Here is a 9,159-nt window from a genome sequence, read left to right as displayed (position 1 = left end):
AACTATTATCAATTGTTCCTAATTATCTAGCCAACTATGACGGTTTACTCTTCATAGCGATAAATTATTACTGTTTACTCCTAACAATGGGGAGTAAGTAGTAATATTTAGTTTAATAATGGGTAGTAATAGCGGAGTAAGTGGTAATAGTAAAGGGCAAATATTAGGTTTTGGGGGCTAAAGCGGAGTAATAAGTCATAATTAATCGCAAAAATGTAAAACGATTCGATTTAATCCAAGATATCAACACCCAAAGCAGCGATTACCGGAGTAAGTAGTAATCTTATCCGGAGTAAAGAGATAGTCATACAGGAGTAAAGCGATCTAGTTTAGGAGTAAAGCGATCTAGTAACCGGAGTAAAGCGATCTAGTAACCGGAGTGAAGCGATCTAATAGCCGGAGTAAACAGTAATGTTAAAGTCCATAAGTCATTGAAAAGTATAAATAAAACAAACCTTATAGATCTTATAGATCTTATAGAGATCATAGAATATACATATAAAGAATAGAGATATTATATAAATGTGGATTTGTGGATAACTGCAAGCAGTTACCCACGAACCCCACATAACAAACAATTGATTTTTTTCTTTTTTAATGAGCTTAAAAAACTAAAGCGATACGATGTCGAGTGATGGATATTTGTACATTTTTAAAAATGTATAGTACGATACAATTGTATAGTACGATACAACTCAAGGGGTCACATATGGAAACACCAACACAACAATTATATGGAGCACTTCAAATAGCCTACGACCATTTCAACGCTAACCTTTTTGACTACAGCTTGCCTCCTGTTTTGTTTACCACTCAAAGACAAAAAAGCGTGATGGGATATTTTGCTTGTAATCGGTGGGTTGATGCGAAAGGCGAAAAGTGTAGCGAAATAGCAATTAACCCTGCTTATGTGGGGAGGTCGGCTTTACTTGAGTTGTTACAAACGATCGTTCACGAAATGGTGCATTGTTGGCAATATGAACACGGCTCACCAAGCCGTCGAACTTACCACAATAAAGAATGGGCGCAAATGATGGAAGATATTGGTTTGATGCCATCAAGCACAGGCCGACCAGGAGGGAAAAGAACAGGCCAAAAAATCAGCGATTATCCAATACCAGGCGGTCTCTTTATCAAAGAATGCGAAAAATTAGTTAGGCAAGGTTTTGCGTTCCCGTGGGTTGATCGCTTTGCGGTGGCCACCGCTTCAAGTGTTGATAATCCATTACTTGGTGAGATAGTAGAATCTCTCGATCTCGATGACGAGCTAGCAGAACAGTTAACCGCTAATATAGATGAACTCATGGGCGAAGGGGTATTAGCTGAACCGGGAGAAAACGCAACAGTTAGCAAACCGAAAACACGATATACATGTCCCAATTGCAATTTAAATCTATGGGGTAAGTCAGGGTTAAGCGTTAGTTGTAATGATTGTCAGAAAGTATTGGTACAAAACAATAAATGAAGCTTTATTTGTGATTTTATGAATCGAAAGGCAATAAAAATGCAAACTAAACGCAATAGAAAAACAATAAAAAGACAAGAAAAAAGCAATAATAACATTGACAGTTGCTAGGAAAAAAACGATAATACATCCAGAAGTTAAGGCAATTAACTTCCAGTAACGCCCACTAGGGCAACAACCCGAAAGGATGTAAAACAATGTTTGTAAATGATGCTTTAAACCTACTTAATCTAACCTCTCCTGCTACACAAGCAGAAATCAAAGACGCTTATAAAAAAGCCGCTATTAAGTACCATCCAGACCGAAATACAGCAGGCGCAGAAATGATGAAACTCATCAATGCTGCTTTCGAATGCCTTAAAAAACTAGGCGACACAGTAGAAGCCAAAGAGGGCTTTAAAGCTACTGACGGTGCAGAAGATTACAGCGAGATCTTGAAAGCACTACACGAGCTAGACGGCTTAGAGATTGAAATCTGTGGTAACTGGATTTGGATCGGTGGTGAGACTCGCAAGCACAAAGACCGCTTAGGACGTAAAGAAGGTGGTTTAGGTTGCTTTTACTCTAAAAACAAAAAGATGTGGTATTACCGTCCTGCTGAATATAAATCACTTGGTCGTTCTAGTTCATCAATGGATGAAATCAGAGCAAAGTACGGCAGCGAAAAACCCGCTAAATCTGGTCGAAAAATTCTAGCAGCATAATTTGATAAAGGGGGGCGCAACGCTCCCCTAAGTAGGCAACATGAGAAAAGATATAAGATCCCTAAAGGCTTTAATAGTCCGCAAATCCTCTTTCTGTGGCTACTCGCTGCACCACGAAAACCCGAGTTATCAAAACCTTACTAGGTTAGAAGCTATCAAGGCAGAAGCAGCACAGCTAGAAATTACAAATCAAATGTCCGGCTTGCAAAAAATGGCTATCAATCACTGGGTTAATTCGCTAGAAAATCGATACCAGGGAGCGTTTGACGATGAATGTTGAAAAGGTTTGTGCTGAAAAGCTAGAAAAGGTTTGCGCTGTGCTCGGTGGTACGTGGCGCATGGATCATATTACATCAGCGAAAGAGCATCATTACGGGCTATATCTGTCCAACACAGCAGGGCTTTTTATCAACGTTCGCAATGGTGACAAAATTTGTAAATGGTCGCTGCTCTACAAGCATCCTAAATACAGCACTTTACAGACTGTAGAAACCATTGGGTGCAGCTTTAAAAACTCTGTTAATACCATTGTCGGAGCTATTAAAAGACGTTTGTTATCTCATACTGGCACTGCTTATGAAACGTTGCAAAAAGAGATAGAGAAAGCAGGAAAGGAGCGCAACAACAAAGAGAATCACGGCTATATCATGGCCGCACTTGATCGAGTGGTTTACCTAGACGAAAACAAACGTCATCACCATTACAGCAATGTAAAGGGCTACGATGTACAAAACGCTGACGGTCACACGGTCGCAAGGTTAGATAAAACGGTGGCTAGTGATTCATTTGACTTAAAGCTATCTGACCTAACAGCAGAGGAAGTGATACAGGTTTTAAACTTGGTTAGACCTAGCGCATTTAAAGGAGCGTAACGCATGGAATTGAGTATCAAAGAGTCTAGAAAGCGGTTTTTTATTATGGCAGGGAAAAGTTGTTTATCTACTGGTTTTAAATCGATGGAACTAGCAGAAACCGACTTGAAAAACAGACAGAGTTTTTACAAATATTGGGCTAACTCCATTGGTGTAAGTATTGAGAATACAGAGCCGATTGTGAAACATATCTGATAGATAAGCCTCCAAATGGGAGGCTTTTTTTGTGAGTCAGAAAGGAAATAAACAATAAAAATATTGACTGAAAGGTAGAAAAAAACGATAATAACCACGTCAGCAAAGATAACGCCCACTAGGGCAATAACCCAATAAGGATGATTGACATGAAATTATTCAATAAAGCTTTCGCTAATCTATTCACTGCCGCTGCTGTAAATTCACAATTAGAAAAAGGTAAGTCTTTCACCTATGAGATTCAATCTCTATGCGGTGATTACCTTTGCACTATCACTCTTGATAAGTCTGTATCATTTGCAGCATGTACCGCTTACATCGAGCTAACCAAAAACGGTTCGGTTTGTGACTCTGTTGATGGTCGTCCTTGTGCTTCTGTTGCTGACCTAAAAGACTTCTTGCGTACTTGTTTTGATGCTTGGAATGAGGAAAACCCTCAACCAGTAAGCACAGGCAAGGCGTTTATTGTTGGGTCTGATGGTGTTTCTCGACTTCTAGACCTGGCACACTTCAATAGTACTCAACCAGTGAGCGCACAAACTGGCAACCGTAACGCTCTAACTATCATCCGTATGCCCTATAAAGGTAAAGATTGTTTTACTATCGCTAACCGTAACGTTATGCCACAGGTAAACGTGTTCTTTCAGGTAGACTCAAGCCTATTTATTTCTGTAGAAAAACTACTTTGCAACCTTGGTGTTGCTAACAATGTTGTCTCAGTAAACCCTATCCGTAAGTGTGGCGAATCACAGGATTATGAAGTGATTTATAACATGCGAGAATCAACTGAAAGCCAGTCGGAATCCCTACGCAGCATTAAAGAGATAGAAAACGATAAGGGCAAAAAGAACGCTAATACTGATGTGTTTGCAAAGTACGGTTACACCAAAGAAAAATACAATAAATACACAATCATTCGTGATCGCAATGGCAAGGAGATTACACGTGTTTCTGGTGGTTCATGCAGTCATTTAGATGTGGAGTGGCTTATTACTTGCGCTTTGTTAGATGGTCGTAAGTTCGATAAACAGCCATGTGAAGCATACAAGCAATTTGAGGCGCTATCAGTGGATTCTAAGTTTCAGCTAGTTTTCCCTGGTACGGCATTCAATGCGATCATTGATTGTGTTAAATCGTCCGTACCAGGTAGTTACGATTGTGTAATCAAGGGCGAGCCTAAAACGTTAGAGTTTAACAAGGGTTGGACGAGTGCCAGTGTACGTACTGACTATGATTTCAACACAGAAGATCTAACAGTTGAAAAGATTCACGAGTGTTTAGACTGTGGTTTCAACGGTATTCAATACATTAGCAAGTCATCAAGAGACAAGTTTTTAAACATTGGAATCAAGGACGAACACGGTCGTTACCGTTTAACGCTTGACTGTTACGACAGCGGAAAACTAATCAAAAGTGACAGTGTGGTTACTATGTGGGATAGCGGGATTGTGGGACTAACTAAACAATTCATTCTCGACTTGTAATTTAACCAGGCTGCTCGATGGAGAGCAGCCTATTTAACTTGTAACGCCCACAAGGGCAACAACCCGAAAGGATGAAAACTAATGGCAATAACTACTATAAAATCACATGCTTCTCCTAGTTGCTGTGATACGTTTTTTGTCGATGCTATGCGCACTAAACCAAAAATGCAGGACGGGAAAAGTATTCGAAAAAGTTGTATTAGGTTTAGAAATCGCCTCGATTTGGCTTTGTTTTTAATGGAGTTTCGAGATTGGCGAAAATCTAAAAACGTATAGGTGAAGTAGCGCTTTCAGCTATGTTTGAGGGCGCTTAAATATATAACAGATATTGAAGGTAACAATATGAAACAGGTTCAGTTAGCAGGCGACTTCGAAAAGCCTACTGTTGGCGATTTCGTAAAAATGGCTAATCTAGCTGCTAGCAATAAATCAGTAGATCTTTTTGAGCTACATACTTTATTGGGAATTGGTGGGCGTAGTTTTCGCAATTGGATAGCAAAATCTGATGTTAATCCAGAGGCTAAATCATCCGTCCCTTTTTGGGCTTTTAACATTGTTCACGCTATGGCCAACGGTAAGCCATATGTAAAACCACTTAGTGTTGATTGGAAATCTCGCATTGACTCACAACTGATTATGACTGCGGAACAATATCAATGTCCGATTGCTGATGTACTAACAGATTTTGTTGGGAAAAAATCAATAACCGGTTTAACCAGGCAGGAGTTGGCCAAAAGGGTAGGAGCTGATAGTAATTGGTTAAGCATTCAGATTCGCGAAGCAAAAATAACGTTTGGTACATACGCCAATATTTTGCTTCTTTGTGGCGTTCCAGAATACATGATATTTCCAACAAACGAGAGCTCAGACCTATCATTTATAGAGCCTAAGAGGGAAACGGATGTGATTGCAGACACTTACATGTATAACGAGAGTTTGACTATTCGTACCAGTGATAAGATCGAGCGCTACCCACAAAAAACAGGCGATGGTAACGAAATCGTAGTTGTTTATGTTGACGAGGTTGAATTCAAAGGCGCAGGCAGTAAGTGGTCTAAACAAGGCTTTCGTTGGGCTATTGTAGAACCTCACTTAACCGAAGAAGAGATCAAAAACTGGTTACTCAATAACGGCCTTTCTACTGTACCGTTTCTTAGGGGGTAAAGCCGTGGATTGGACTACATACCTAAAACTGGCATCACTGGCCGTTGTCTTTGGTTTGTCTGTATTTGTTTTGTATGGTCAGTTTAAATCTCAGAACGAGTTTGAGCCAATGGCTTTGATTTATTCGCTTATCGTAAATGTGTTTGCTTTTAGCTTTGCAGCCTATTTAATCACTAACACGTTTATTGGTGATGCGATTAGAGTTATTTGATGAATGAGGGGAATAAAAGTGGATAAAAAACTAGCCCGTCAAGAGGCGCTAGATTATGTGGCAACATCATTGCTCAATGTAGCGCTAGATGAAATAAATACGATTATTGAAAACACCGAGTCGTTTGAGGAACTAAGAAAATCATTACTTGAAGCCTCTAAAAAGAATGACTCTCTAATGAGAAGTGATCTTAAGGGGTAAAGAGATGTCGAAAATATCTTTTAATAAGTATCAAAAGTTTGCTGTATGGGCTTCATTGTCAGCCTTGTTTATGTCTCTTTGTAGCCTCTATGTTGGCGATCTATCTTGAGAAGGAAATTAGCCATGAAATCAGTATTTGAACCACTTAACGCCCTTCTGTTTTTTTGTATGGTTTTGATTACATTGCTATTTAAGCCCACTGTAACTCAAACAGTATTCAAGCCAGTGATAGACAGTAAACGAAGCCTTTTGGTTAAACTGCGCTTCTTGAGTAAGTGGTTTACTAAGCAAGTGCCATATTTTGCACCTTTTGTATTGTCGGTGTCTGGTTTGGTTTACATGCTATTGGGTGGTGTAGAGGCAGTGGTATCCGTCCTGATTATATGCGCTCTACCAGTGTTGTTACCAACTCCAAGCAATCTATAGGGGAATCGAGCATGGCATTGATGCAAAAGAAAAAAATCAGGCTTGTGAAAATTTGTTGTTTGGTGTTGGTAGTTGTGGCCGCTATTCATATTCTTATCGATGAAGTAGTTAAGCGCACAACCCAAGATCTAGAACAGGCGTTTCTTAATTTGTCTACAGGCGTTTCTGATGCACTTGATTTTGGAAAGATGGACGCGTCAAGTTTTTCTATAGAAGTGGCATATGAGAATGGATATATATCACCAATTGCTTATGACACTTATACAAAAACTGATCTTATAACATTAACATACACAGATAGTTCGGTTGTCCTAGAGTCTAAAGTTGACTTTGAGGGGTTCTGTGATAATCACATGGTTACACTTTCGTTGTCAGGTACAGAATGTTCAAAGGTTGGGGGGAGTCTTAAATTGTCAACCTTTTCTGGTTCTAAGTTGAAAAAGTGATTTTTTAAGCAATAAGCCTGAGATTCCTTGGCAATACGGAGTGTGGTAAGTTGAGGGCGATATGCTTGTAAATCTGTAATAAAATTACACACGTAAAGGCGCTTACAATGGCAAGGTAAAATGCACTTTTTGAATATTTAGAGGAACAAATGCAGTGAAGCAGGCAAAATAATGCTAAAACCAGGCGATTTAACATAATAGCCACATCACGAACCAAAAAATGTAGGTGCAATTTAGTAATGTTGCTTTTTATCCTGGTTTACTAGCTAAAGTTGCTAACTTGATAAATTCATATAGCTTTTGTAGACTGACAGAGCCAACCTAATAAACTTTTGTTTACATCAAGTACTAATCCAAAGCCGTCTATTTCATGGGCGGCTTTTTATTGTTATCTAGGGCGAATAGATATCCTACGATGTGCAAGTTTTGACCTTGTTTCTAGTGGTCGCGTTTTCCCCTCATTTGTTCATGGCTGCTTTTACGCGCTTGACGGTTGAACGTCCTTTACCTGTAAATTCTGCGGTTTGGTTGATAGAGCGGCCATGTTCCAAGCTAGTTACAATATCTGAGTGCTTTACCAGAAAGTCGTCAGTGCTGACCGTAGTTCCTTTTGGCCGACCAAACTTACCGCTTTCGCGTTGCGTTAGCTCGATGCCACGCTTAGACGCTGCGAGTCGTTTTTCTTCATACTTCCAACGGCCTGTAACAATGAATCGTTCCGCTTTGTTGAACGGTTCATGGTTGTTAGTCAGCTTGGTAAATTCTGCTTTCAATCGCTTCAATGATTTACCATCAAGTACCAGGTATTCTGTGTGTGAGCCAATGTTAGCTAACTGATTGTTGTAACGATGAAAAACATACTTTTCAACGTGACCACAATTCGCAACTTTGCGCAAAATAGTGCTTTTAAGTACGGCTTTGCCTGTGGCTTTTTCTAGATCGAGTACCGTTTCTTTCAACCGTTGTTCTGGCTCTCTCGATGTTCTCCCAACTTTGTGAATAACGCTGTTATCCTCTAGTTGGTACTCAAACAGATACAGTGACGCTTTGAGAATGGCTTGCTGACGGTGCGCCTCAATTTCTAGCCATGCTCGATGTCGAGTCCCTTGTTCAATGGCTTCGCGCAATGTGTGAACGCGCATTTGTAAGGTGTTACGCATCCACTGGCTAAACCCTAGTAGCGGTAAGCTACCAAGGATAGTTCTTGCGGTATCGGTGAAGATAAGGTTATCTGTCCAGTCGTCACGGCTAAGCAGTTCTCGTTGGGCTGTACGTGTAAAGCGATGCAATCCAGACTTCCAGTGTTGAAACACGTTGGGCGACTTGCTATCCGCTTGATAGCCGTCTTTTAAAGCGTTGATGATCTCTAGCGAATAGTTGAGGTGAAAGTGATGCCAAGCGGGAATTTGCGGGATCTCATTCAAAGACTCTTTACAGGTTTCACCATCATGGCGAAAGTGAGCCGCCTTAGTTTTGCCTTTTACAGCAATTAACGGACAGTGACAGAAAGGACAGGCCAAGTGGCCTTTTCCTGATTTCTGCGAGTAGATGTGATGAAAGTTTCCTTGTGTATCTTTGCCAAGGCTTAAATATACAGACATGTATCACCATACTTTTTTGAACCTAGTTTGATTGTAGTTTATATGGGTTCAAATAAGTGTGCAAGTTTTGACCTTGTTTCTAGTGGTCGCGTTTTCCCCCAAAGCCAGTACAGTCATGTGGTTCCATAACCGACACAGCTCAAAGCCGTTGTGTGTTTATTTCTGACTCTACGAGGAAAATACACATATTCCTAAATCAAAATCTAAGGCTCACAAAATTATTTACTATCAAAAAAATGCTTGTAATGCTATCACGTATTTGATAGTATTAACTCATGGTCATAAACGACCTAGTTCTTTAACAATGTGAGGTGGTTATGAGTGAGGGCAACAACGATACTCCTGTCACATCTGAGCTTGAAAAGGCACAGGTAAGGCAAATTAACTCAG

At 40.0% G+C, this 9,159-nt stretch carries 11 protein-coding genes; 10 read left to right on the top strand and 1 reads right to left on the bottom strand.

The annotated features are described in order from the left end of the window. Window positions 1–709: 709 nt before the first annotated feature. The 10 genes from IX91_RS25575 (at window position 710) to IX91_RS25525 (ending at window position 7,168) form a co-directional block, all read left to right on the top strand. Entirely contained in the window at window positions 710–1,465 is a 756-nt protein-coding gene (locus IX91_RS25575) for a SprT-like domain-containing protein (protein ID WP_004745286.1), read from the top strand. A gap of 197 nt (window positions 1,466–1,662) precedes the next feature. After that, a complete protein-coding gene (locus IX91_RS25570; protein ID WP_004745284.1) occupies window positions 1,663–2,169 on the top strand; it encodes a J domain-containing protein in 507 nt (168 codons plus the stop codon). Window positions 2,170–2,438: 269 nt separating this feature from the next. Then, window positions 2,439–3,041 (top strand): hypothetical protein, encoded by a 603-nt coding sequence (locus tag IX91_RS25560; protein ID WP_004745281.1) that lies wholly within the window; start codon window positions 2,439–2,441, stop codon window positions 3,039–3,041. A 3-nt stretch (window positions 3,042–3,044) separates the two neighbouring features. Beyond that, window positions 3,045–3,236, top strand: a complete 192-nt coding sequence (locus tag IX91_RS25555) for a hypothetical protein (RefSeq protein ID WP_004745279.1) — start codon at window positions 3,045–3,047, stop codon at window positions 3,234–3,236. Between the two features lie 149 nt (window positions 3,237–3,385). Then, window positions 3,386–4,720 carry a hypothetical protein gene (locus IX91_RS25550; protein WP_004745276.1) on the top strand — a complete coding sequence of 445 codons (1,335 nt, stop codon included), beginning with the start codon at window positions 3,386–3,388 and terminating at the stop codon, window positions 4,718–4,720. Between the two features lie 342 nt (window positions 4,721–5,062). Further along, complete coding sequence (locus IX91_RS26925) at window positions 5,063–5,884, top strand: hypothetical protein (RefSeq protein WP_004745273.1); 822 nt, start codon at window positions 5,063–5,065, stop codon at window positions 5,882–5,884. Window positions 5,885–5,888: 4 nt separating this feature from the next. Continuing rightward, window positions 5,889–6,095: a hypothetical protein gene (locus IX91_RS25540; RefSeq protein WP_004745271.1), complete on the top strand. Its 207-nt coding sequence runs from the start codon at window positions 5,889–5,891 to the stop codon at window positions 6,093–6,095. Between the two features lie 18 nt (window positions 6,096–6,113). Then, window positions 6,114–6,296, top strand: coding sequence for a hypothetical protein (locus tag IX91_RS25535; protein WP_236643056.1), 183 nt, complete (start codon window positions 6,114–6,116; stop codon window positions 6,294–6,296). A 123-nt stretch (window positions 6,297–6,419) separates the two neighbouring features. After that, window positions 6,420–6,722 carry a hypothetical protein gene (locus IX91_RS25530; RefSeq protein WP_004745268.1) on the top strand — a complete coding sequence of 101 codons (303 nt, stop codon included), beginning with the start codon at window positions 6,420–6,422 and terminating at the stop codon, window positions 6,720–6,722. 11 nt (window positions 6,723–6,733) lie between these two features. Beyond that, entirely contained in the window at window positions 6,734–7,168 is a 435-nt protein-coding gene (locus IX91_RS25525) for a hypothetical protein (RefSeq protein WP_004745265.1), read from the top strand. 458 nt (window positions 7,169–7,626) lie between these two features. On the opposite strand, the gene IX91_RS25520 is transcribed toward IX91_RS25525, so the two are convergent. Beyond that, on the bottom strand, window positions 7,627–8,769 hold the full coding sequence (locus IX91_RS25520) for a GIY-YIG nuclease family protein (protein ID WP_004745264.1): 1,143 nt from the start codon (window positions 8,767–8,769) through the stop codon (window positions 7,627–7,629). Between the last annotated feature and the right edge of the window lie 390 nt (window positions 8,770–9,159).

The sequence above is a fragment of the Vibrio tubiashii ATCC 19109 genome (genome assembly GCF_000772105.1).
In the GTDB taxonomy this organism is placed as follows: Bacteria; Pseudomonadota; Gammaproteobacteria; order Enterobacterales; family Vibrionaceae; genus Vibrio; species Vibrio tubiashii.
This window is presented reverse-complemented; position numbering and strand designations above follow the sequence as displayed.

Excerpts from the sequence above, each read along its gene's own strand:
- IX91_RS25575 (WP_004745286.1), top strand. The coding sequence starts at position 710 with ATGGAAACACCAACACAACAATTATATGGAGCACTTCAAATAGCCTAC.
- IX91_RS25570 (WP_004745284.1), top strand. The coding sequence starts at position 1,663 with ATGTTTGTAAATGATGCTTTAAACCTACTTAATCTAACCTCTCCTGCT.
- IX91_RS25560 (WP_004745281.1), top strand. The coding sequence starts at position 2,439 with ATGAATGTTGAAAAGGTTTGTGCTGAAAAGCTAGAAAAGGTTTGCGCT.
- IX91_RS25555 (WP_004745279.1), top strand. The coding sequence starts at position 3,045 with ATGGAATTGAGTATCAAAGAGTCTAGAAAGCGGTTTTTTATTATGGCA.
- IX91_RS25550 (WP_004745276.1), top strand. The coding sequence starts at position 3,386 with ATGAAATTATTCAATAAAGCTTTCGCTAATCTATTCACTGCCGCTGCT.
- IX91_RS26925 (WP_004745273.1), top strand. The coding sequence starts at position 5,063 with ATGAAACAGGTTCAGTTAGCAGGCGACTTCGAAAAGCCTACTGTTGGC.
- IX91_RS25530 (WP_004745268.1), top strand. The coding sequence starts at position 6,420 with ATGAAATCAGTATTTGAACCACTTAACGCCCTTCTGTTTTTTTGTATG.
- IX91_RS25525 (WP_004745265.1), top strand. The coding sequence starts at position 6,734 with ATGGCATTGATGCAAAAGAAAAAAATCAGGCTTGTGAAAATTTGTTGT.
- IX91_RS25520 (WP_004745264.1), bottom strand. The coding sequence starts at position 8,769 with ATGTCTGTATATTTAAGCCTTGGCAAAGATACACAAGGAAACTTTCAT.